This window comes from Sporosarcina sp. AD_1, from assembly GCF_057373025.1.
Window position 1 is genome coordinate 52,088 of record NZ_JBPVIR010000010.1, and the last position, 22,659, is coordinate 74,746.

Genomic DNA, 22,659 nt, shown 5'->3' on the forward strand with positions numbered 1-22,659 from the left:
TTTTTCATAAAAAAAGAGACTACATCCGAGGAGATGTAGCCACTTGTCCATTTGCAAACAAAGGGAAAGTCACTACACTTCCCCACGCAGGCATTATCCTGATCGGGTCATAAGGGATCGGAGCCACGCTCACATCTCAGCCAAAAACGGCACCCCTAGTGCAGAAACGGTATGTAGTTCAATTTTATGATTGCCATCAGTATAGTACATGGGGGAGTGATTGTAAACAGGGCGGATTGTTGAGGTGCTCGTTGTTGAATTAATGGAGAGCGCCTGGAAAATGACAATTTGGGTCGGCTAGTTGTTGATATTTAGAGAGGTGAGACTGGACGCCGGCAGTTGGGCTTGATAGATAGGAAGGGTCTTAGGATTTGTTTTAGTTTACTGGCGTTCATTTTGATTTTCTGGCGTTCAGCCGGGTTATCTGGCGTTCATTTTGATTTTCTGGCGTTCAGCCGGATTATCTGGCGTTCATTTTGATTTTCTGGCGTTCAGACGGAGTTATTGGCGTTCATTTTGATTTATTGGCGTTCAGCTGGAGTTATTGGCGTTCATTTTGATTTTCTGGCGTTCAGCTGGAGTTATTGGCGTTCATTTTGATTTATTGGCGTTCATCTGGAGTTATTGGCGTTCATTTTGATTTATTGGCGTTCAGCCGGAGTTATTGGCGTTCATTTTGATTTTCTGGCGTTCAGACGGAGATATTGGCGTTCATTTTGATTTATTGGCGTTCAGACGGAGTTATTGGCGTTCAGCTGGAATTATTGGCGTTCGTTTTGATTTATTAGCGTTAAGCCGGATTATCTGGCGTCAGCCCGGTACCCCGCCCAATAAAATTAAAAAACACCAGCCATCCTCCCGGCCGGTGCTTCTTAACTTGCATTCTTTTGTAAATCCTCATATATCGCACGCGCTTTTTCTTCTGCATGCTCTTTATCTTTGGCATATACTGTAATTAGTTTGTTTTCAAAGATAAAATTCCATTGTTTTGACATATCTATCACCTGCCTTCATGTAAACCACCTATTATCTATTCCACGTTTGCAGGTGCGTTAAACATTATTCTCTTAATACTATTCTAGAACACTTTTTAAGCCGACGGATTTCCATATAAAATAATCCTGGCGATTCCGACAAAATATTCGGATTCTCGAATAATGTGATTGAGGAGTGTCTTTGCGAACGGGTTATCCTTCGCTGCGGCGCTGTTTACTTCAATTTCTCGGCATAGGTCAATAAACTTTAAGCTCTCGTCCAGGCAGTATTTTATCAGTTCTGTTACTTGCTCTTGGAGTTCCTCAAATGTATACCCCATCCGATTGACCGTTTCCACGTAACTCACGACTTGCTGATGAGTTTCCGTCAACGCTTGTTCCCACTCTTTTAGGGCTTGCACATATTCCGGCTCCAGTCCATCCAGTGCCTCCCGAATAACTTCGGTGTGCTCCGCCTCCTGGTGTTTCCAGAACTCCGCCTCGTCCAGCAAACGCAAAGGCATTTGATTTCCATAATAATATTGCATGCACGATCCCCTTCCTCCACAGTACATGTTACTGTATGAACTGCAGAGGAATGATATGCCAGGAATCACCCGACATATTTTATATACGATTTGTCTTAGCTAGTTTTACTGTCTGTCTTTACAGAAACCTATTCGTATTCCCTTTAGCCGCCAGAAACTAATTTGTACTCTCCTAATTCATTAATGTAGCTCTTACTCGTGTTTGGATATTTATATAGTAGTAACTACACAGTATGAGAACTATACTGAATCCGCTCCATGGATCCGTGCATCCCAATTACAGAAATACCAGCTGTACCCATAGAAATAACAAAGTCAAAGTTATGACCGTTGTAAGTGGTATGACAATTACGGAGACGCTTAAATAATCTCTCCACGTAATTTTTATTTTACTTTTACGTAGAAGATGCATCCAAATTAATGAGGCAAGCGTTCCAATTGGCAATAGCAAGGATCCCATATCACTTCCAATGATATTTGCCAGATAAATAGTTTTTAAAGTTATGGGATCTAATCCCATCTCGGTTAATGTAATGGTCCCTATCATCAGGGCCGGGTGGTTGTTAAATAAATTCGATAGGAAAGATACTAAAACACCCATAACGATGCTTGCTTGAAATAAACCCTGTTCGACAATCGGTCTACAAAAATTGACGAGCATGGATGTCAGTCCGACATTATGCATACCATAAATGATCACATACATTGAAAAAGCAAAAATTAAGATATGCCATGGTGTCTTTTTCAGGATATCGCTTGGACTAATGCGGAGATAAAACCATCTCCATAACAAAAGTACAGTGGAACCAAAAACAGCAACGATCTCAATTGGAATTTGTACATAAGATGCGATGAAAAGCAGACTTCTTATTACGAGTACAAACAGCAATATCTTTAACATGAACTTCGTCCGTTTTCGAGCTGTTTCAATCGGTGTTTTTGCCTTCAATGGGTGAAACTTTTTTGTGAAAAAGGATTCTTCAATATCTAAAAACCCTTTAGGTAATTCAGTCGGAATTTTTTTCTTAACGACAATAAACATGAAACAAGACATAAATAACAATCCTGCCGTCGCAGGTACAAACATTAATGCGGTATGCTGCCATAACGACATCTCAACAATATTTAGCGCAATTAAATTAACTATATTACTGACCCCGATGGGAGCACTTGACGCTGTGGCAATAAGTGCGCCGCTTAATAGATAGGGCACCTGTTGATGGAGTTTCAGTCTTAGATTTCGTAACAGTAATATTAAAATCGGTGTCGTAATTAGAATGCTGCCATCATTGTTAAATAATAAAGTCATCAAAAAACAAAGCAATTGGATATACCAATATAATCGATACCCTGATCCCTTCGATAGTTTTGCAAGCTTTGCTGCTGCCCAGTGAAAAAATCCAAAACTTTCGAGCGTTACTGCCATCACGATAGTAGCTATAATTGTAATAGAAGCTCCACCTATTTTGCTGAAAATATCAAGTATATCTATATAGGATACTATCCCAGTCGATAAGATGATGACGGCACCAACCGTAGCTGGCCATGCTTCATTCAGGTCTTTGGGTCGCCAAAATATTACCAGCATTGTCATTAGAAACACCCAACCGGTGATTACTATTTGAAAGCTCATCTCTGTAGATTTCCCTTCTTGAACAATAGAATCTCTCCATTTGTCGGTCCGTTTCGTTTTATGTATATTCGATGAAACCATACAGGAACGAGATGTATGTCCAACAGAAAAAGACATTTTTCAATCTGGTCATCGGTTGTTTATATGTAAAAAAAAAGATATCCTGGATTGAAGAGCGGCGACTTCACCTTCGATCCAGGATACCATGCTTAAGTATCGATTATTTAATTCGACAAGGTCAGATATCTAAACGGTACACTATCGGTTACATATATTGTTATTAAGACAGTTAATAAGCTCGATGAATTGTTCTTATATGTTCCATGTTCAGATATTCAGATTGCATTTTTGCTGTTTGTATTTCGACAAAGTGATCCGAAACATCGTTAAGTTTTCCTATTTGTTTTTTACTCTCACCGCCATTAATCATAACAACACTATTTTTCAATTCCTGAACTTTTTCTTTAAAAGTTCTAGAGTTATTATTTTTTTTCACTTGCAGCAAGCTCGTTTCGTCTACAATCCCATAAAACTTATGGGTTGGAGGATATGGAATTAGCCATTTTAGGTGGCTGAACTTAACATAAATGTTTTGGTGAATAGGTGACCAAAAAACAAAATAATCATCTAAGATTTCTGTTATATATCCAAAAAGCGAATGCCTGCCTGTCACATAGATTTCAATACCTTTATCTAAAGACTGTTGTAACACATTCAGCAAAGTAAAATCTTCCCCATCTTCTGGGACTACTACATGTTTGGGATCAGTTGGCACCTCAATCACATTGTCCCCACTATTATCTATTCTACTATTTTGAATATGAGCTAATGGAATATATAAAAAGTCCATCCCGTTACATAGGACGACTAGGTCTTTCCCTACTTCAATAACAGTACCTGTTAGTTGCTTTCTTCCAGAGATTTCAACCGTAACAACTACGTTACTGGTCGTATCAATTCGATTCATCACATCATCCCTGATAACATATTTTCAGACGACCCATGCTCTTTCATCAATCACGGATCCTGTTATTCATTACGCCTGTTTGCTCTAATTTGAAGGTACATCCTTTCTGCTTGCTTCATTAGGGCGTAGTATTGACTTTCTAACGTTTCTTCATTATTCGTCTGAACCATCAAGTCAGGCGCTCGATTTTGATCCACAGCTTGCTTTATGAGTTTTACGTCGTCGTTCTTAACGCTTTCCTTCCTTATGCGGTTGAAATGATATTCAAACATTTCGTCATAAACAGGTTGAGATCTGTCAAATTCATGAACCTGATAAGAAGAACTTTCCTCAGAATAGCTTAGAACTGTAGATTGATCGCGATCCGTTTCGGGCGTAACATTCACTGAATCTGTCAGTTTTCTTTTAAAAGCAGGACTATATCGAGGTTCAGATAGAATAAAACGTTCTTCCTCAAACTCTTCGTGGTAAAATCGTTCCATATCACCTGACGAGACGGTAGAGCTAGATTCTTTCGTTTGTTCAAATAAATCGTGGTTATTGAAAGGGGAAAGAGTTGGAATTCCAATGTTCCCCACCTTTGAAACTAAAGGAAAGGAAACTAGAACATTTTCCACTGCCGAATAGTGACTGCTCTCCTTTTCTGCACCTGATGAGGCATCTATCTTTTCCTCAACAAAAGATAATTCTTTATCCTTCACATCTTCGGTGACTGGCTCCCTACTATCAGCACTCGTTTCATTCCCCATTATTTCATGAGGATCTAAATTCGTATCCGGGTACTCATTAAGTGTTTCATCTTTTAGGTCTGTAAGTTGCTCACCAATCCCCATACTTTCTTTGCTTGTTTCCATCTGGGATTGTTGCTCTATAGGTTCCTCATTCTTAGATGTCAACTTATTTGAGGTATTTACTTCATTGAGCACTTCGCTTAATTGATTCTCCATCTCCTGAACCGAATGGACAACGTCATTTGTATTAATTTCTACTTCTACCTGCTGCTCATTGAATTGATCTTGTTCAAATTCATTCGGGCTCTCTTCAAGAAGCTCGGCTGATTGTAAACCTATCTCTTCAGTAGATATCGCTTTGCTATTTGCTGAATCAGCCCCCACTTCAGCTTCTAAAGAAACGTTATCTCCTGCTGTTGAAATTTCTCCCGATGCAGATTCCTCAGTTTGGTTCTCCTCAGAAAGGCGATATTCGCCTTTGAATATATTTGTAATAAATGCTTTCTGTATATACAGTTGTTCCTCATTATTTATGAGCAAAATATGGTCATCCGCGATTTCACTAAGCATTCCGAAAAAAGTTTGTCTACTCAAACTATTAATGGTCACCCAGTTGTATTTCAGTTCCTTTAACAGTTCATGTAGATCAGAACTGCTTAGATGAACTGTGCTTTCGGATGCAATTCGAAAGTCTTTCGCATTTTTAGAAACTGCATGGATTTGACTAAGTGTAAAATAAAACACATTTTTTGATATCTCAACTATGAGATGGTCACGCTTGATATCTAGCAAGATTCCTTCAATAAATTGATCATCTTTTAGAAACAACCCAATTTGTAAACCTCTAAATCCCCCCAATGCCTTCTCAAGGTTTTGCTTGTTCACTTTAGGGGTTCCCCTTTCATAGGTGATTTGTCGCTCCTAGCGAAAGAAGCGACAAATAGAACTGCTCTATTACTTTTCTTTCTTCTTCTCATTTCCTTCGCTAGACTTTTTATTACCGCCATCCTGTTTACTCTTATCTTGTTCCTTGGATTTATCTTCTTTATTTTCTTGCTTGTTAGCTTCAGGGTTTTTTGGGACTTTCTCTCCGTGGCTAATATTCCGGATATGGAACATAGACAGTCGGACGACTTCTTCATTTAATACGATGGTTACATAATCATCGGTAATCTCATCGAGAACTCCTTCTAACTTTTCCGGCCCGCCACGGTTGATTTTCACCCAGTGGTATTTGAGATTGTCTAAAATCCCTTTAAAGGTTTTGGCTTTCTTGTATTCGAAATTATCAGGAACTTCTATATTAAAGTTCAATCCGCTTTTTGTGTTGGCAGTTAAACTTTTAATATGATGAACTTTGTAATAGATAACCCCGTCATCTTCTGTGAGGAGTGTGATATGGTCCTCATTTGCCTCCAATAACTTTCCAATTCTTGACTCAGGTCCACCTCTGTCGACTTTAATTACTTTACCTACTAATGAAAGTAACAATTCTCTGTTCAATGTGCTTTAGCCCCCATTTATCGTAGTCCTATTATCTATATGCATTATCAGATTACGATGAAACAGGCATATGCCCAGTACGGCTGCGACTCTATCTAGATCCAATCGTTCCACTAGTCCTAATTCATCCATTACTGTGGCTTTGCCACCACGATTTTCAATAGGCTATCAACCGACACTGTTCTGGGATTGCTGAATACATTGATATTAGACACTTAGAAAGGTGGAAAATTGATGCCAAAAGGAAAGAAAGCAAGACTTCGTCAACATACTACGACCGGAAACCAAACCACAGGACATGAGACGACCGGACATAAAACAACTGGACAGAAAACGACTGGACATAAAACAACCGGGCAGAAAACGACCGGACATAAAACGACCGGACATAAGACTACTGGGCAGAAAACGACCGGACAGAAACCAACCGGACATAAGACTACTGGGCAGAAAACGACCGGACATAAAACGACCGGACATAAGACTACTGGGCAGAAAACGACTGGACATAAAACTACTGGACATAAGACTACTGGGCAGAAAACGACTGGACATAAAACTACTGGACATAAAACTACTGGACATAAAACGACCGGGCATATTACAACCGGACATAAGACTACTGGTCACCAGACAACCGGGCACCAAACGACTGGTTCTTGTCATTCAGACTCGAAAAAAAGAGTTGAACGAAAAAGACGTCGTACACAATAGTCATGCTTACCACTTCCGCTAATTATTCGATACAGCGGAAGTCTTTCTATTTGGCACCATTTTGCACTTTTCACTGATTGAACAATGAAAGGAAAGGATCTACGTGGACTACCAAGTGCCTTCTTTTTTCTTACACATTGATCAAGACAACCTGGATGAGCTGAGACATGATATTTGGAATGATGAACCCCTTCCCGCCGAGTTGAAAATAGAAGACACATTATTCGATATAGATATAGCCTATCGGGGATCCTATACGAGGAAATTCCGCAAAAGATCGTATCTTATTGATTTTATCCAACCGGAGTTTTACGATAACGCTCGGCAAATTCACTTAAATGCAGAATACAAAGATCCCTCATTCATTCGAAACAAACTATCCTTTGATTTTTTCCACGACATTGGTGTATTAGCCCCGCAAACTCAACACATCAATCTATTTCGCAACGGCACTCGAAAAGGTGTCTATTTGCAAATTGAATCTGTGGATGACTATTTCTTAAAAAACAGAGAGCTTTCTTCCGGTCCTATCTATTATGCTGTAAACAATAATGCGAATTTTTCCTTGCTGCGAGATGAATCACTGAAAAGATCACTACTATCGGGATATGAACGAGCATGTGGTGAAGATTTGGATGAAGCTCGCCTTATTGAATTCATCTCTATAATAAACAAGGCACCCCTGTGTGACTTCCATAAAGAAATTAGTCAACATCTCAACATAGATATGTTTTTACGATGGCTTGCCGGTGCAATTTGCACGATGAATTATGACGGTTTCACCCACAATTACGCTTTGTACCAAAATCGTGACACAGGCTTGTTTGAATTAATTCCTTGGGACTACGATGCTACATGGGGAAGACAGGTTGATGGTGGTGTGATGAATTATGATTACATTCCAATTGAAGGAAAGAAGAGTAATCACCTGTGCTATCTGTTACTTCGAATACCTGAAATCCGCAAGCAGTATCGTGCGATTGTTGAAGAAGTATTAGAGACGCAATTCACTGTAGAGAAGATGGTAAAGAAAATTTCTAGATTACATCAAGCACTTAGACCCCATGTTCTTCTAGATCCCTATAAGCAAGGGGCTATCCAGACATTTGATTCCGAGCCGGAGTTCATCCTTCAATTCATTCGTAATCGAAATAGATACTTGAGAGAGGAATTAGTCAACTTTTGAATGGATTTGAAAAGGAGGTATGCAGCTTGCAAACAGTATTTATTAAAGATACCGATAAGTATGGTAGAGGAGTATTTGCGGCACGCGATATCAAAAAAGGTGAACTGATTGAAGTCTCACCCGTATTAATATCTCCTAAAGAAGAGTGGAAATACTTACGTAAGACCGTACTATTTGATTATTGTTTTACTTGGGGTAAAGATTACGAGCAGACGGCGATTGCCTTAGGGTACGGATCGCTGTTTAATCATTCCTATCAGCCGAACACCATGTTTAGTAACAATAGCGATCATTGTACCATTGATTTTTACGCCATACGCGATATAAAAGAGGGTGAGGAAATTACAATCAATTACAATGAAGATTCGGAAGATCAATCACCTCTTTGGTTTGAAGTGAAATAGAAATATCAATCGGCCATCTGCCACGTCGTGAAATCCACATCTCCTTTCAGCGAGGATTTTATTCACCCTTAATACTTTTTGTAAGGTCTTTCGTCAATTGCATACAGAATCTGAGGGGGGAGCGGTATGCAACTCCCTCCCGTCCTATACGAAATCCCTATACCTTCTTCAGGTTTGCTCCCCCACTCGCTTCCCTTTTTACTATGTGTGTAACCTTCCATTGACTCGTTAGGCGTAGGAATGCAATCCCGAAATAACTAGATTGACAAAGACTTGATTAAATACGATTAAACCAAAACCGATGACTGCCATCCAAGCCGTCCGTTTTCCCTGCCACTCCCGGGAAGAGCGCAAATGAAGAAATCCAGCGTAAAATAACCAAGTAATTAACGCCCATACTTCTTTTGGATCCCATCCCCAAAAACGTCCCCATGCAAAATGTGCCCATATCATAGCGAAAAGTAGACCTCCCAAAGAAAAGAGAGGAAACCCGATGAGGACGGCGCGATATGATATTTCATCCATCAACGGCAGATTCACTTTCTTAGTAAGTGGTTTCATGGCTTGTATGATTTTCCTTCGAGTTAGTAATCGAATCATGATGTATAGAATAGTCCCTGTTAAGACAGCCCATGTAATGGAATTGAGTTTCTTTGCATCTATTGAATTTGGAATAGGTATTGATGAAAACTTCTCCTCCCCTTCACTTTCTACAGCTCCTTTTGTTATGAAAATAGCGGGCAATTGGTATACCGCTTTTTCCTCCATTCCACTTCTGTTTTCAAAACGCACGATCCTCTCTTCTGTTGTCATTGCAAAGATCAGTGAGCTTAGGATAAATCCGATAACCACAATCAAACAATACATAACAAACTCTAATCCTCTTGTCTGCATTGTCTTTCGATTAACATCTGTTTCTCGTAGCAAATAAATGAGGCCAGAAGCAAAGGCGACGGAAAGTATTGCACTCGAAAGAGCGACGGTTATGACGTGAATGGCAAGCCAATTACTCTGAAGGGCCGGAACGAGGGGTGATGCCTCTCTTGTAAAAACAGCCCCATATCCTATAATGATTAATGTAACCGGTATTGAAAACAATAGCACCACCAACTGTTTATATAGATGGTGTATCAGCAATGTGCTGCCTACTAGCATAATGCCAAAGAATGTCATGAACTCATACATATTGCTGACAGGAGCATGTTCAATGGCAGCCCATCTGCATGTGAAGTAAATTAGTTGCAGGATAAATGCCAAGAATGTTAACGCCAATCCCATTTGTCCGATCCATTTTTTATTGGATCGGATTGCCGCAGCAATCGGTATGATAGCAAGTAATAATAAGAGAAAAGATAAAAACAGGGATTGGCTGCTTAATTCGATAAAACTGATAGACGACATAAAATAATCCTCCATTTCTACGGTTGTAAAACTGACTATCTTCATCAAGGATTTATTATAGGCAGTCCGCCCAAGCGAATGGAGGTTTTATCTTAAACGTATGAAAAACAATCATGACCGTCACGGAATGGAGCGTGTCCATGTTATTTATCTTATTTAGCCTTTTAAATTATTTCATTTTATACGGCTCACTTTTTTATGTACTTTCCTTGCGAGTAACTGCATCACGCTTCCTTGCCAGTTTTTTTCTGAATGCCGTTGTCGCTTCTCTCGCCTATTTTTTTCTTAGCCATCTTTGGATTTCTATTTTTGCGGGCATTTTATTAAGCGGCGGCTTATTTTATTTATTCTCTCGAAGGACAAGCGCATTTCTTCATTCTATTGTCATCCCAATTGGCAGCCTCCTTGCAGAATACACGTCGGCTCTGGTCGTTCACCACTTCGACCTTCCTCTTTATATCCATGGCTCTCTAATCGTTCTGTTACTGGCCATTTTTGTAGCTCTTTATAAGCGTGTAGTTGATTATTATGAAGACGCGATTCGTTCATCCAGACTTTCAAAAGCCGTCTTATTTCTAATTGCCAGTCTAACCTTTATTGTGTTTTATTCACTTGTCTTCATTCCCTCAGAGAAGGGAGAGTTCGATCTATCTGCATTCAATCTATCACTTTTGATATTTTATTTTCTCATTATGGTAGCCCTGTCGGGGATCTTGCTCTATACCGTGAATAAAGAAAAAAAGCTGACCGACAAGCTTATAGAGCAACAGCAATTCTCTCATTACATACAAGCGTTAGAACAAGTGAACCGCGAAATGCAATCCTTTCATCATGATTATGCGAATATCTTGCTTTCCTTGCGGGGATACATGGAGCTTGAGGATTGGGAAGGATTGAAATGCTTTTTCGAACAACAAATTCTAAAGGTTGAAGAACAGACTCTTGCTAGGAATCGGATATTCCACCAGCTTGACCGATTGGCGATTACCGAAATAAAAGGACTTTTGGCTACGAAACTTATTCAGGCAGACAAACTTTCGATACCGGTCAATATTGAAATTCCAGATAATATTGAGTCCATCTCATTAAATACAATTGATTTGACTCGCATCTTAGGAATCTTCATGGACAATGCTATTGAAGAAAGTACCCTTGTAAAGGACCCGCAAATTAACTTGGCTTTTATCTCTACTAAGAATCAAGTCATTATCGTCTTTGAGAATAAGATGAAAGAAAGAGATGAATCCGTATCTGCTTTGTACGAGGAGCATTATTCAACAAAGGGGCAAAATCGCGGCTTGGGGCTTCCGATTGCTAAGAAAATACTATCAGCTCATCCAAATGTAACATTTAATTCCCATATCGAGAATGGTTGGTTTATTCATATCGTAATTATTGAGAGGTGCCAAAATGAAAATAGTCATTTGTGAAGATGATCAGCTACAACGAGAGCAATTATTGAACGAAGTTCAGAGCTACGCAGACTTTCATGAACCCAGCATTGAAGTTGTCCTTTGTACAGGCAAGCCTGAAGAAGTGTTGGCTTATTCACGCAACCAGCAAGCGAATTGCTATTTACTAGATATCGAGTTAAATCACCAGCTTGATGGAATGGATATCGCCATGGGTATCCGGCAGAATGATCCGCTAGCGAGTATCATTTTTATTACGACACATGCCGATCGGTTAAAGCTGACCTTTTCGTATAAATTGGCTGCTCTCGATTTTATTGTGAAAGATACACCAAAACAGATTTCCGCTCAATTAAGAGAATCATTACAAGCCGCCTTCACCACCTATAAGCAAATTGGCCAATCCGAACAAATTCCGATGGTTCAACTTGAAATCGGTGAGCGAATTAAAAATATAAAAGTCCAAGACATCTATTACATAGAGACCTCTCCACTCCCACACAAACTTACGTTATATGATAGCAGTGGCTTTTATGAGTTCTATGGGAAATTAAAGGATTATGAACAATTGGATAGTACTTTTTTTCGTTGCCATAAAAGCTTTCTAATTAATTTACTTCACGTCAAAGAGGTAAACAAGAAAAGTCGTACGGTATTAATGGCAAATGGATCAACATGTGAGGTTTCTTTTCGATTGGTTAGAGAGTTGCAAAAGCGATTGATCAGTGAACAGGAGAAACGAAAGATATAAGGTCAATTGCATGATTTTCACTATAGTGATATACTTTTTAGTACATCTGGTATTCCAGATACCAGTTTTCCTACTTCGGAGGGGATACGATGGATTTAAGTAAAATTGCACAACCTGAACTTTTTAAGGACCAGGCTTACAAGGAGATTAAAAAAGCGATTATCTCGTATTCCATTGAGCCGGGCGCTATGCTTTCTGAGCGCTCTTTAAGTGACAGTCTTGGAATTAGCCGGACGCCGTTGAAGCTTGCCTTGCAACAACTGGAAGTGGAGGGATGGGTAATATCCGTTCCCCGAAAAGGTATTTTTGTGAAAGAAATTACTGAAACGGATGTCCGGGAAGTGTTCGAGCTCCGGCGCGCCAATGAAGTGCTTGTAGTCGAGCTTCTAATTCCTTTGTTGAATCAAGAGACGCTGCATCAGATTGAATCAAAATACAAAGAACTAACTGACGAGAAGCATGATGCTTTTAAAGTAGTACAACTCGATTCAGCGTTCCACTTATATCTTGCAGAGCTAAGCCGGAACCGCCGGCTGCATCAATTAATAAAAAATCTTACGGACCACTTTCAATGGTTCGGGATGGCTGCATTAAAGTCGGGCAAAAGCCTGGAAGAAATTATTCAGGAACACGGCTCTATTCTTGAATCGCTTCGTTTACGGGATGTGGCACAAGCCAAAAAAGCGGTGCTCCTCCATCTGGACAATACGTACCAATCCATCAGCAAGAATTTGCAGAATTGAGCACTCGTACTGCATAACAGAACGAATTCAAAACATCCCACTTGTCATGTGATCATCTTAGAAAAACAAACTAGAAAGAAGGAAGTTGTTCCTCAGCGGAGGAGCAACGTTTACATGAAACCTCTCATTATTTGCTTACAAATAGGCATCCTCTTTATTTTTTCGTATATTGGCACTGTGATACAGAATTTCTTCCATTTAATTATTCCAGGGAGCATTATCGGACTGATTCTCCTCTTTCTTTGCTTATGCTTGAAAGTAGTGCCTGTCCAATTGATTGATCAAGGTGCTGGCTTTTTGCTGAGCATCTTAACGTTATTATTCGTACCAATGACGGTCGGTATCATGAAATATCCTTTCTTGCTCTCTTGGCAAGGCTTGCTTTTATTCGCGGCTGTCCTTGTGAGCACGATTCTTACAATCGGCATCTCCGGCCTATCCAGCCAATTCTTTGAGAAGAGTACAGAGAAAAGGAAGGAGGACCAAAAATGCAACAAGCAGTATACGCATTCCTCATGATCCTTTTGACCGTCGCATGCTTTTTTATGATGGCAAAGCTTTATGCAAGGCTCGCCTATGCATTTTTAATACCAGTGTTAACGTCTACCTTTTTGATCATAGTGATTCTAGTTGCCTGTAGGATTCCGTATGAAAGCTACATGGAGGGCGGTAAGTGGATCAATTCGCTTCTTGGCCCTGCAGTCGTGGCACTGGCTTTTCCCCTATATAAGCAACGGGAGTTTTTAAAGAAACACTTGGTTCTCATCGTAGGGAACGTGGCCATCGCCGGTTTCGTCGGAATGGTGAGTGTGGCGCTGATTGCCAAATGGATTCATTTAAACCACTCATTGAGCCTTTCCATTCTGCCTAAATCGGTTACGACCCCCGTCGCGATGGCGGTGGCCGACGGCTTAGGTGGCCGTGCGTCTATGGCAATTGTCGGCGTCATGATTGCAGGGATATTCGGTGCCATGTTAGCTCCGTACATCTTTCGCCTCTTCGGCGTGGAAAGTCCTGTCGGAAGAGGAATCGCCCTCGGCAGCGCCTCCCATGCATTAGGAACATCAAAAGCCGCCGAATATAATGAGCTGGCGTTTTCGATGGCCTCTGTATCCATGACATTGAATGCAATTTTGAGTTCTTTGCTTGGTCCCATCATTGCTTGGCTATTGCTTAGTTGATCTACAGAAAACAAGCTATAAAAAGAGTGCCGGAATCTATCCAGGCACTCTTTTTACATAGTTACAACTCGGCCAGCGCAGGCGGCAGTTTCTTAAATCCTTTCGTTGTCACGAGCGAATAGATAACCCCAAGGGCAAGCCATACAAAACCAACCTTCAGTGTCGTATGGGACAAGTTAATAAATAGATAGAAACAGATGAGAAAACCAAAACCGGGAAGTAAGAAGTAGCGGACAATTTTGCGTTCCTTTTTACGGAAAAAATAATAGATGATGACCGATAAGTTTACGAACATGAATCCTGTCAGTCCGCCAAAGTTCATTAATTCGGCTACCAAATTAATCGGCAAAAAGATCGCTCCCACAATACTGATTCCACACATTAATAAAATATTGTACATCGGTGTCTGATACTTCGGATGCAATCGTGTGAAGAACTTTTTCGGCAGCACTTCATCACGCCCCATACTGAACATTAGACGTGAAGCACTCGCTTGTCCTGTCAAACCGGCAGTGAATGTGGACACGATAACAGCTACTGTAAACAGCGTCGCTAACAGTGCACCGCCTGCCCGTTCCGCCACCTCGAACAAAGCAGTATCTGCAGACTTGAAACTTCCTACATCTGGCCAGACAAGCTGCGCCACATACGCTTGCGCAATAAAAATGATGCCGCCAATCAAGCAGGAAAGAATAGCCGCTTTCCAAACATCATTTTTTGGATTCACTGCTTCTTCAGATAATGTCGTAATCGAGTCAAATCCTAAAAAGGAGAAGCAGGCAATCGCTGCGCCCGAGACGATCGCTCCGATTGCGAACGTATCACTGGCAAAGAACGGTGTAATGGAAACTAAAGCGGACGCCCCCTCTTCTACTGTGATCGCTTTTATGCAAAAGATCACGAAGATGGCGACGATGACTCCCATAAATAAAACGAGAATCCGGTTCGTTTTAGCGGCCATCTGCATGCCGAGAATATTAATCACCGTAATCACGCCTGCTATGATGAGCACCCATACCCAATAAGGAATAAACGGAACTAACGCGTTGGCGTATGACGCACCGATCATAAAGACAATGAGCGGAACCAGAACATAATCCATAAACATGGCCCAGCCAGCAAAAAAGCCCAAGTGCGGATTGATCGCACGCTGTGTATATGTATATGTGGAACCCGAAACAGGAAAAGCGGCAGCCATCCGTCCGTAGCTGTAGGCCGAAAACATCATGGCCAACATGGCAACCAAATATGATAACGGCAGCATCCCGCCTGTTAGCTGGGAAGCATAGCCATAAATATAAGCCGGAGCGATTGGTGTCATAAAGGCGATTCCGTAAATGACCAGGTCCCTCAGTTTCAGAACCCGTTTGAATTGCGGAGCCGCTTGGTCTTGTGATGTATTTTGCTGCATGGTCGTCATCTCGCCCGCTTCCTCTCTATCATTAAACTAAAATTTCTTGCTGCAATTGTTCCTCAATCAACTGAATCGTTTCTTCCGTGCTCATCACTTGGCAATAGATTTGATTCATGATCATGATTTCGGCGTCATGCAATTGTTGTGTTGCCGCGGCACATGCGTCTTCGACGAGTATCACTTCAAAGCCGGCATCTGCTAAACTGCGGACAGTGGAAGCGACACATTGGTCGGTAACCACGCCCGTGCATACGACCGTTTCAATGCCCATATTACGTAGTAGGAATTCATAGTTCGTTCCGCTCAATACGCTGTCCGTTGTTTTATTCACTACAATTTCATCATCCAGCGGCTTCAGCTCCTCGACCATTTCCGCTCCCGGATCGCCAATCGGCAATAAAATATTGTTCCATCCCGGACGGCGCTGTACTGGTGAACGATCGCGGCCGTCTTTATGATGGCATGCAATGCGGCCAAAGGTTACTTCCAGTTGGTTACCACGGAAAAAGTCCAGCAGCTTTTTATTGTTTGGAACGACCATGTCATCAATCCGGTCGAAGAAGTACTCCCACTTATCAAACATGCCGCGTTCATGGGCTAATTTGGCATCTAAGCCATCTCTGCTAATGAATTGATGTTGCATATCAACGATCAATAAGGCAGTTTTCGCGGGATCGACGACCATTTTCTTTTCCTCAGTCGGGGCGAATTCGTAATACAAGGTTTGTTGGTTTTCCATCATAAATTCCTCCAATTCACAGCCATTCTGAGCTGCATTTTAGTAATTCAGAAATACAAAAAAGAGATTCTTCATGTGCTAAAGAATCTCCAAAGGCAATAAAAAAAGACTATATCTTTCCAGAAGAACCGGAAATGATGCAGTCATTCCAAATTCCTCGCCTTTTTATCTCAAGTGGAGATAGCACAACTTAATAAATCGGCAAATTTATTAAGACAGTCCTGTAATTATTCATTACAGGCCCAGTACATAATGGCGAGAACTCATTACATACTTCGGCGACATTTCCTTCTTCATAGCATCCACGTCTTCCCGGACTCCGCTATGCGCTAATAAATATCGCGCCTCTACCTCACCTGCGTAAGCAGCGAGGTCTATTAAATTATAGGTTTCATTCTAGTACTCGTGTCTAGCCTCTGTCAATGAATTTTTTTATTGCTCATTCAATTGCAAAGATAATAAACCCTTCCAAAGCTTGCTCCAGCAGGCATTCCAGGAGTTAGAATAGAGTGCTTAAAAATTTTCAAGCACTCTATTTTATCTCGGCAAAAATCCTCAATATAATTCAATCTTCACATAGTCACTAGTCAGTTTTTCAAGGATAGCTTCGTCCACCTCAATACCAAGGCCAGGACGTTCAGAAAGATAGACAAAAGGAATTTGGAAATCCAATTGTGCCACGTCCTCGCTGAACATTAACGGACCAACAAGTTCATTGCTCTTAATCCGTTTTTTGGCTGTGGATAAATGCAATCCAGCTGCGGATGCGATAGCGGACTCCACCATGGAGCCGACCTGGCATGTATACCCTGCGAGCTGAGCTTGATGTACGATGTGGGTAGCCGGATAGATCCCCCCGCATTTCATCAGTTTGATGTTGACCATATCCACTGCCCGTTTCACGGTAATTTCATACATTTCCTTGTCTCCATGAATACCTTCGTCGATCATGACGGGGATAGATGTCTTTTGTTTGATTTCTGCTAAACCGTCAATATCCGTTGCGATGACCGGTTGTTCAATCCAATCAATATGGCAGTCTGTAATTCGCTGAAGGACATACATCGTATCGGCGCTTGTCTCCCAGCCTTGGTTGGCGTCGACTTTCAGCGCAATTTCCGGCCCGACTGCTTCTCGAACCGCACGGATGCGCTCCACATCAAGGCGTTTATCTGTCCCCACCTTTAGCTTCAAGGTCGTATAACCTTCCGCCACAGCCTGCTTCGCTTTTTCAGCCATTTCCGCCGGTGACAGAATGCTGATAACTTTTGGAAGCTCCAGCTTGTCATAATACCGCCCGCCGAGCAAATTATAGACGGGCTGATTTGCCGCTTTTCCCATGAGGTCGTAGCAAGCGATATCCAGCGCCGCTTTCGCAGTCGTCGCACCTAAGATCGTCTGATTCATCTTGTCATGAATTTTCTCAATGTCGAATGGATTTTCTCCGAGAATAACAGATGCTAATGTCTTGTTCAGCACCGCAAAGACACTTTCCCATGTTTCACCTGTAACATGTTCATCGGGCGTCCCTTCTCCATATCCAACAAGTCCATTGTCTGTTTGTAGTTTCACGATGATCGACGGCATGTCCTTGTACGTATGGTAACTGACGATGAATGGGTCGATAAGAGGAAGCCGGATCGCATATACCTCTACTGATGTTATTTTCAATTCCCTGCCCCCTCCTTCATGTACTCCAGCAGACTCGTAGTGAATAAATCAACACCTACTGAAAGCATTTCTTCATCGATATCAAACTTAGGATGATGGTGCCCATAAGGATGCGAGTCTTTGCCGATTCCGATGAAAATGTAGGATGCAGGGATTTCTGTTGAGTAATAAGCAAAATCTTCACTGCCCATAATCCCATCAATTCGTTGCACCCGCTCTTCCCCCACTAGCGACTTTGCCTGCTTCTCCATGAATGCGGTCAAACGGACATCATTCATGAGCGGAGGGTCGCCATGTTCGTACGCCAGTTCATACGCTGCGCCGTGTGCATTGCATATCCCATCCACGATTGCCTCGAAGCGTTTTCGTATTAAGAACGACGTGTCTTTATTGAAATAACGGACCGTTCCGGAAGCCACCGCTGTGTCTGGGATGACATTATAATTGGAGCCGGAATGCAACTCTCCGATACTGAGCACCGCTTCTTCCTTTGGATCCAGGCTGCGGCTCACTATGGTATGGAGCTGCGTGATAATCGTCGAGATAATCAATGTCGGGTCAATGGTCTGTTGAGGCATGGAGCCATGTCCGCCCTTGCCTTTGATGGTAATCGAGAAACGGTCTGCCCCCGCCATCGTCGCTCCTTCCCGTACACCAATGACTCCTGACGGAATAGGCTGCCATAGATGATAGCCGAATATTGCATCCACTCCATCCAAAAGCTTTGCCGCCACTAGCTCCATCGCACCGCCCGGGAGTTCCTCTTCTGCGTGCTGGAAAATCAACAGAATCGTTCCGTTAATCTCTTCCTTTTTCGTGACGAGAACTTTCGCCACGCCGAGAAGAATGGCCATATGTCCGTCGTGCCCGCAGGCATGCATGACATTGCTGGTTTTTGATGAAAACGGCAAACCGGTCTCTTCCTGAATTGGAAGGGCATCCATATCAGCACGAATTCCAATTATCTTGCCATCTCCGTCTCCTTTGATGATGCCGATAACGTCCTTTCCTGTCAGAGAAAAAGTATCGATTCCTAGCTGATGAAGCTGCTGTGCAATATACGCTTTCGTCTCACGCTCCTGATGGGAAAGCTCCGGATGCTGATGTAAGTAACGTCGCTGGTCAATAACCCAATCCATTAATTCTTGTTGTTTCAAAGCTTTTTTCCACCTCTTTATTCAAATTATGAAAACCCAATCACATGGGCAACTGTAACGAAAATGGCACCTAAGACGTAATGAATGATGATCAATGGGAAAATCCATTTCACCCATTTTGACCAAGGGATTCGTGCCAATGCAAGACCCGCCATGAAGTAGCCGGAAGTTGGTGTGAAGATATTCGATATTCCATCCCCAAACTGGAATGCTAAAACAGCAGTTTGCCGTGTTACGCCGACCAAATCAGAGAGCGGTGCCATAATCGGCATCGTCAATGCGGCCTGACCGCTTCCGGATGGGATGATAAAGTTTAATAGACATTGAACAACATACATGCCGAATGCCGCTAGAACTGAAGGCAATTCGCCAATGGTTGAAGCAAATGCATGCAAGATCGTGTCCATGATTGCGCCATCCTGCAACACAACGAGTATCGCATTCGCAATACCGACAACAAGCGCTCCCATGACAAGTACCCGGCACCCTTCAATAAATGACTCGGCAATGGTGTCGAATTTCATCTTTCCAACAAGCCCCATTGCAATCCCCATTAATAAAAACAAACCAGCAATTTCAGTCAAATACCATCCATACTTGATGACACCAATTGCGAGTCCGACCAATGTTGCAAGCAGAATTAAAAAGATAATCTTATGGCGTGTCGTCATCTCTTCCATTTCCGTAACCTTCTCGAAATCCTGCTCTGTCCCATACAATACGCTTTTCGTAGGATCCGCCTTCACCTTCTTCGCGTATCGCATGACATACCAAATACTTACACTTAAGAAGATGACCCATAAAACAATACGGAATCCAAGCCCCGAGAAAATCGGCAGCTCTGCAATCCCTTGTGCAACCCCGACTGTAAACGGATTCATAAAAGCGGCCGTGAAGCCCGCAGAAGTTCCTAATAACACGATGGCTGCCCCGACAAGGGAATCGTAACCGATCAGCACCATTAACGGCACAAGAATTGTGATGTACGGAATTGTTTCTTCCGCTAATCCCAGCATGGCTCCGGATAACGCGAAAAACGTCATCAAAATAGGAATCAGCCAATATTCCCTGCCACTCATTTTCTTAGAAATTGTACCGACAGCAGCTGAAATGGCTCCCGTCGCATGTAAAATACCAAATGAACCGCCGACGATGAAAATATAAAAGATAATACCGGCAGAGTTCAGCATCCCTTTATGAATTGCTTGAAATATGCCTAAAAAGCTAGTTGGCGAAGATTCTACAAAATGATAGGTACCATCCACTACAATGGTCCGGTTATTCTCATCCACCATCTTGTCATATTCACCCGCTGGTACCAAATACGTTGCAATCGCTGCCAAAATGATAATGGAAAACAGGATGACATACACATGCGGTACATGGAACTTCTTTTTTACTTTCACTTGATCCCCCATTGGTTTCCCCCCAATTTTTATACGTCGGTATATAGACGCTAACTTGGAACAATAGTATCGGAAAACAAAAAAATAGTCAACAACTATTTTGACTATTTTAAATCGGGGGACCCTTTTATTATTTCTAAAACTACCTTTCAGGCAAATCTAATCGATACACGGCTCGGGGGCGTCCATTCTGATACGGTTGCTCTTCGCCGATGACTTGCAGCCAACCAACGTCCATGTATTTTTTCAACATTCTTTCCGCACTCCGCTTTGTAATTCCGAAATAATCTGCTATGTCACTAGACGTCAAACGGTTTAGCGGCCTGGATTTCTGAAATTGAATCATTTTGATTACATTCGTCACACTAATTTTAAGTGTTTTCGCTAATTGGATAATCTGTTCATCATCTGTTAATAAGACATGCTGTTCCTTCGTTGCTTGTGGATTAATGACCATTTTATCTTCTGTAACGACAATAAAGGAATGGGACGATTCTTGCTTTTGGGCATACGTTAACGCAATCATAGCATTATTATTCGCATCCACAAGTGTCATGCCAAATCCGGATCCGAGATGCAGGTAAACGGATAATTGGTCAGCAATAGAGTAAACAGGATGCAGCAGTTCCAAATGCTCCATCAGAAATTCGATGCCTCCCTTTGTTCCATAAAAAACAAACGATTCCTTCGTCAATTGTTGTACCGAGCCATTGACTTGCTTAGACAAGTCCTGCAAGCTTTCAAAGAGGGGCTCCATTTTTTCTGAAGAAAGTTCATGTTCTTTATCTTGAAATGAAATGGACATCGTACTAACCGCCACTTGTGAAAGCTCTGTTTTTTGAAGAAGCCCCTTATGTTTTGCATCCTTCAAAGCATCCAAAATCGTCTTCTCGGCATCCACCATCCGTAAACATGGCAATCCCTGACTGACTAAATGGTCGTATACCGCATGAATGCTTGTAATTGCAAGATCCGTTTTCCCAGCGTTCCACAATTCCAGATGGAAATCTAAAATCGGCTTCATCTGGAAAGCCATGCTCTTATCCGTTTTCACCCACGCAAAATCCTTCACATAAATCGGTTCAGGATCAATATGTAATTGCTCGATAATAATATCCAAATTCTTGCGATCCGGCAGGTCGATTGAGATTCTATCCAGATCAGCAAGACGGTGGTGCACAACGGATAATAGTGTCAATGAAACATTCAATTCATTATCAGCGATATAGACAGCCGGTTTATCAAACTCCCCTACCAGACGTTCTGCATGTACATAAGGTAGAATGCCGGAAAATAAGTAGACATCACAATGACCTGCTTGTGGCAACAGCTTTCCCAAATCTCCTACGGTCCGATAAGGAAAGGCTTGTATTGCTATATTATCAATATGCTTTTCATACCGTTTCACTAAGTTCACGGTCTCTTCAGAACCGAATAATGCAATGGTAATCAATTGTTCAGCCCCTCCTTTTTCTTACTGAAAAAATAAGATTTATCTTTTAATCCATGTTCGCCATAACTAATAAAGTAGTGAAGGTACTCTTCATTCGTTGCGGCTTTACTTTGATAACTCAATGTAATCTCAATAGTAACATCTTCATGAAGTACTTCTTTCAACTCAATTGAACGAAAATCAACATGATCATGATACATCTTAGTTAATTCACCAAATGAATTAGCAGAATATGTGTATGGATATTGTACATCCAATACATCCTCATCCTCATAATAAATTGCTAACAAGTAGTGATACAGATGATCTGTCGCGTACATATATCCAATATAGTCCCCTCTGGATAAATCATCAGCATGTGAACGCAATTGATCCATCACATATTGTAACTGCTGATGTCCCACATCATAGGTCATGGGGATCTGCCGCTTTACCGTCTCCACTGATTGAATCATTTCATCACTTAAATGAAAATCATCATGTTGATTATTTTGCTGTTCGCTAGTTGCATTGAAATTAGTCAATTCATTATTTTGCGCATGACATCCTGCCACAACTAAAAGCATGCCACCAAGACAAAAGGATATGATTCTTTCCACGTCTTCTCTCCTTGTAATGCACTTATTGGAATCATAACACAACTCCGATACACTCCATGTCAAATTTACACA

The 22,659-nt window shown here is 41.6% G+C and carries 23 protein-coding genes and 2 riboswitches; of the genes, 10 read left to right on the top strand and 13 right to left on the bottom strand.

Features of this window, described 5'->3' with window-relative positions:
• Nucleotides 1-62: 62 nt before the first annotated feature.
• A riboswitch (TPP riboswitch) is annotated at nt 63-167 on the bottom strand.
• Between the two features lie 172 nt (nt 168-339).
• The gene (locus tag ACSW3C_RS17580) at nt 340-480 is read left to right on the top strand and encodes a hypothetical protein (protein WP_486564097.1); all 141 of its coding nucleotides are present in this window, start codon (nt 340-342) and stop codon (nt 478-480) included.
• 184 nt (nt 481-664) lie between these two features.
• Nucleotides 665-955 carry a hypothetical protein gene (locus ACSW3C_RS17585; RefSeq protein ID WP_486564098.1) on the top strand — a complete coding sequence of 97 codons (291 nt, stop codon included), beginning with the start codon at nt 665-667 and terminating at the stop codon, nt 953-955.
• A gap of 135 nt (nt 956-1,090) precedes the next feature.
• Here the strand turns inward: ACSW3C_RS17585 and ACSW3C_RS17590 are convergent, their stop codons facing one another.
• The 5 genes from ACSW3C_RS17590 to ACSW3C_RS17610 all read right to left on the bottom strand — a co-directional run bounded on the left by ACSW3C_RS17590 (nt 1,091) and on the right by ACSW3C_RS17610 (nt 6,356).
• Complete coding sequence (locus tag ACSW3C_RS17590; protein ID WP_486564099.1) at nt 1,091-1,522, bottom strand: DUF2935 domain-containing protein; 432 nt, start codon at nt 1,520-1,522, stop codon at nt 1,091-1,093.
• Nucleotides 1,523-1,799: 277 nt separating this feature from the next.
• Entirely contained in the window at nt 1,800-3,155 is a 1,356-nt protein-coding gene (locus ACSW3C_RS17595) for an arsenic transporter (protein ID WP_486564100.1), read from the bottom strand.
• Nucleotides 3,156-3,444: 289 nt separating this feature from the next.
• Nucleotides 3,445-4,122, bottom strand: a complete 678-nt coding sequence (locus ACSW3C_RS17600; protein WP_486564101.1) for a hypothetical protein — start codon at nt 4,120-4,122, stop codon at nt 3,445-3,447.
• Nucleotides 4,123-4,184: 62 nt separating this feature from the next.
• On the bottom strand, nt 4,185-5,738 hold the full coding sequence (locus ACSW3C_RS17605) for a hypothetical protein (protein WP_486564102.1): 1,554 nt from the start codon (nt 5,736-5,738) through the stop codon (nt 4,185-4,187).
• 69 nt (nt 5,739-5,807) lie between these two features.
• Nucleotides 5,808-6,356: a hypothetical protein gene (locus ACSW3C_RS17610; RefSeq protein ID WP_486564103.1), complete on the bottom strand. Its 549-nt coding sequence runs from the start codon at nt 6,354-6,356 to the stop codon at nt 5,808-5,810.
• A 234-nt stretch (nt 6,357-6,590) separates the two neighbouring features.
• Here ACSW3C_RS17610 and ACSW3C_RS17615 point away from each other — a divergent pair, with 234 nt between their 5' ends.
• The 3 genes from ACSW3C_RS17615 (at nt 6,591) to ACSW3C_RS17625 (ending at nt 8,660) form a co-directional block, all read left to right on the top strand.
• Nucleotides 6,591-7,070: a histone H1-like repetitive region-containing protein gene (locus ACSW3C_RS17615; protein ID WP_486564104.1), complete on the top strand. Its 480-nt coding sequence runs from the start codon at nt 6,591-6,593 to the stop codon at nt 7,068-7,070.
• Nucleotides 7,071-7,173: 103 nt separating this feature from the next.
• Nucleotides 7,174-8,256 (top strand): CotH kinase family protein, encoded by a 1,083-nt coding sequence (locus ACSW3C_RS17620; protein WP_486564105.1) that lies wholly within the window; start codon nt 7,174-7,176, stop codon nt 8,254-8,256.
• Between the two features lie 26 nt (nt 8,257-8,282).
• A complete protein-coding gene (locus ACSW3C_RS17625) occupies nt 8,283-8,660 on the top strand; it encodes an SET domain-containing protein (RefSeq protein WP_486564106.1) in 378 nt (125 codons plus the stop codon).
• 228 nt (nt 8,661-8,888) lie between these two features.
• Here the strand turns inward: ACSW3C_RS17625 and ccsB are convergent, their stop codons facing one another.
• Entirely contained in the window at nt 8,889-10,061 is a 1,173-nt protein-coding gene (ccsB, locus tag ACSW3C_RS17630) for a c-type cytochrome biogenesis protein CcsB (protein ID WP_486564107.1), read from the bottom strand.
• Nucleotides 10,062-10,201: 140 nt separating this feature from the next.
• Between ccsB and ACSW3C_RS17635 the strand changes: the two genes are divergently transcribed.
• The 5 genes from ACSW3C_RS17635 (at nt 10,202) to ACSW3C_RS17655 (ending at nt 14,148) form a co-directional block, all read left to right on the top strand.
• The gene (locus ACSW3C_RS17635; protein WP_486564108.1) at nt 10,202-11,491 is read left to right on the top strand and encodes a sensor histidine kinase; all 1,290 of its coding nucleotides are present in this window, start codon (nt 10,202-10,204) and stop codon (nt 11,489-11,491) included.
• Nucleotides 11,472-12,224: a LytR/AlgR family response regulator transcription factor gene (locus ACSW3C_RS17640; protein WP_486564109.1), complete on the top strand. Its 753-nt coding sequence runs from the start codon at nt 11,472-11,474 to the stop codon at nt 12,222-12,224. Before ACSW3C_RS17635 ends, ACSW3C_RS17640 begins: the two co-directional genes overlap by 20 nt.
• Nucleotides 12,225-12,313: 89 nt before the next feature.
• Entirely contained in the window at nt 12,314-12,967 is a 654-nt protein-coding gene (locus ACSW3C_RS17645) for a GntR family transcriptional regulator (protein WP_486564110.1), read from the top strand.
• Nucleotides 12,968-13,081: 114 nt separating this feature from the next.
• A complete protein-coding gene (locus ACSW3C_RS17650; protein ID WP_486564111.1) occupies nt 13,082-13,486 on the top strand; it encodes a CidA/LrgA family protein in 405 nt (134 codons plus the stop codon).
• Nucleotides 13,456-14,148 carry an LrgB family protein gene (locus ACSW3C_RS17655; protein WP_486564112.1) on the top strand — a complete coding sequence of 231 codons (693 nt, stop codon included), beginning with the start codon at nt 13,456-13,458 and terminating at the stop codon, nt 14,146-14,148. Before ACSW3C_RS17650 ends, ACSW3C_RS17655 begins: the two co-directional genes overlap by 31 nt.
• Nucleotides 14,149-14,209: 61 nt before the next feature.
• Here the strand turns inward: ACSW3C_RS17655 and ACSW3C_RS17660 are convergent, their stop codons facing one another.
• The 7 genes from ACSW3C_RS17660 to ACSW3C_RS17690 form a co-directional block, all read right to left on the bottom strand.
• Nucleotides 14,210-15,568 (bottom strand): APC family permease, encoded by a 1,359-nt coding sequence (locus tag ACSW3C_RS17660; protein WP_486564113.1) that lies wholly within the window; start codon nt 15,566-15,568, stop codon nt 14,210-14,212.
• Nucleotides 15,569-15,590: 22 nt separating this feature from the next.
• Nucleotides 15,591-16,301, bottom strand: coding sequence for a cysteine hydrolase family protein (locus tag ACSW3C_RS17665; protein WP_486564114.1), 711 nt, complete (start codon nt 16,299-16,301; stop codon nt 15,591-15,593).
• Nucleotides 16,302-16,474: 173 nt separating this feature from the next.
• A riboswitch (Lysine riboswitch) is annotated at nt 16,475-16,659 on the bottom strand.
• 197 nt (nt 16,660-16,856) lie between these two features.
• Entirely contained in the window at nt 16,857-17,972 is a 1,116-nt protein-coding gene (locus ACSW3C_RS17670; RefSeq protein ID WP_486564115.1) for a mandelate racemase/muconate lactonizing enzyme family protein, read from the bottom strand.
• Nucleotides 17,969-19,129: a M20 metallopeptidase family protein gene (locus ACSW3C_RS17675; RefSeq protein WP_486564116.1), complete on the bottom strand. Its 1,161-nt coding sequence runs from the start codon at nt 19,127-19,129 to the stop codon at nt 17,969-17,971. Before ACSW3C_RS17675 ends, ACSW3C_RS17670 begins: the two co-directional genes overlap by 4 nt.
• Nucleotides 19,130-19,155: 26 nt before the next feature.
• Nucleotides 19,156-20,547, bottom strand: a complete 1,392-nt coding sequence (locus tag ACSW3C_RS17680; RefSeq protein ID WP_486564117.1) for a YfcC family protein — start codon at nt 20,545-20,547, stop codon at nt 19,156-19,158.
• A 130-nt stretch (nt 20,548-20,677) separates the two neighbouring features.
• Nucleotides 20,678-21,988 carry a hypothetical protein gene (locus tag ACSW3C_RS17685; protein ID WP_486564118.1) on the bottom strand — a complete coding sequence of 437 codons (1,311 nt, stop codon included), beginning with the start codon at nt 21,986-21,988 and terminating at the stop codon, nt 20,678-20,680.
• Nucleotides 21,985-22,587 (bottom strand): hypothetical protein, encoded by a 603-nt coding sequence (locus tag ACSW3C_RS17690; RefSeq protein ID WP_486564119.1) that lies wholly within the window; start codon nt 22,585-22,587, stop codon nt 21,985-21,987. Before ACSW3C_RS17690 ends, ACSW3C_RS17685 begins: the two co-directional genes overlap by 4 nt.
• Nucleotides 22,588-22,659 lie beyond the last annotated feature (72 nt).